At 61.0% G+C, this 1,254-nt stretch carries 1 protein-coding gene; it reads left to right on the top strand.

Features of this window, described 5'->3' with window-relative positions:
* Window positions 1–90: 90 nt before the first annotated feature.
* Window positions 91–1,233, top strand: coding sequence for an ISAs1 family transposase (locus tag MTBUT4_RS15190; RefSeq protein WP_173980545.1), 1,143 nt, complete (start codon window positions 91–93; stop codon window positions 1,231–1,233).
* The last annotated feature ends 21 nt before the right edge of the window (window positions 1,234–1,254 follow it).

The following is a 1,254-nucleotide window of genomic DNA, read 5'->3' as shown; positions in this document are numbered from 1 at the left end:
AGGGCAATCGACTGAGATTTCGGTGGCGCGGCCTGGCGATTTGTGATTCGCAGGAATCCTGGATTGGTTTGAAAGCCGGGATGGTTTGCGATGATCGAAGAGGAAGCGGAAGGCATTGGGGGGAAGCTTGATTTTCTGGCCCATTTTTCGGGTCTTCCCGACCCTCGGCAGGCGCTCAAGGTGCTCTACCCTCTTGATGAGGTTCTGCTTTTGACGTTGTGCGCGGTCTTGTGCGGAGCCGACGGTTGGGTCAGCGTGGCGCTGTTTGGTCGGCGCAAACTCGATTTTCTGCGCGGGTTCCTGCCCTTCGAGAATGGCACGCCGAGCCACGACCAACTCGGCCTGATCTTCGGGGCCCTGGACGCGGTTGCCTTCCAGGCCTGCTTCATCTCCTGGGCGCAGGCGTTGAGCGGTTCGCTGACGGGCGTTGTCGCCGTGGACGGCAAAACCCTGCGCCGTTCCTTTGACCGGGCCGGAGGCAAGGGGGCGATCCACATGGTCTCGGCCTGGAGTTCGGCCCAGAAGCTGGTGCTGGGATCGCGGGCGGTGGCCGAGAAGTCCAACGAGATCACCGCCATTCCCGAACTTCTCGGGCTGCTGGCTCTCAAGGGGGCGATCGTCACCATCGACGCCATGGGCTGCCAAAGAAAGATCGCCGAGACGATCATCGACAAAAAGGCCGACTATGTGCTCGGGCTCAAGGGGAACCAGGGAAGCTTGCGCGAGGACGTCGAACTCCTGTTCGATGAACAGACGACGGGCGGCTTCAAGGACATGTCCGTTTCCAGGACATCCGCCACCGATGCCGACCATGGCCGCATCGAAACCCGCGAGGTCTTCGCCACGGACGATATCGGATGGCTCAAAGAGCGCCACGATTGGAAGGGCCTGACCTCCATCGTCATGGTTCTGTCCACTCGCGAAACCACCAAGGGCATCGAGCGCGACCGGCGTTTCTACATCTCGTCGCTTCCCGCCGACGCCGAAAGGCTGGCCGCAGCCATCCGAGCCCATTGGGGCGTCGAGAACGCACTGCATTGGGTGCTCGATGTGAACTTCCGCGACGACGACTGCCGTATCCGCAAGAAAAATGCCCCGGCGAACTTTACCGCCGTCAAGCGCGCCACTCTCAACGCCCTCAGAAAGGCCCCCGGGAAAGATAGCCTCAAATCCAAGCGCCTCATCGCCGCCTGGGATGAAACTTTCCTCGCACAAACCCTCCGGAACCTATGACGTCACATCATTCGATTCCCC

The sequence above is a fragment of the Magnetospirillum sp. UT-4 genome (assembly GCF_902729435.1).
Classification (GTDB): Bacteria; Pseudomonadota; Alphaproteobacteria; order Rhodospirillales; family Magnetospirillaceae; genus Magnetospirillum.
The sequence above is the reverse complement of the archived record's forward strand: the minus strand, read 5'-3'. Positions and strand labels throughout refer to the sequence as shown.

Bases quoted from the DNA above. Each gene is read 5' to 3' on its own strand.
- MTBUT4_RS15190 (WP_173980545.1), top strand. From the start codon at position 91: ATGATCGAAGAGGAAGCGGAAGGCATTGGGGGGAAGCTTGATTTTCTG.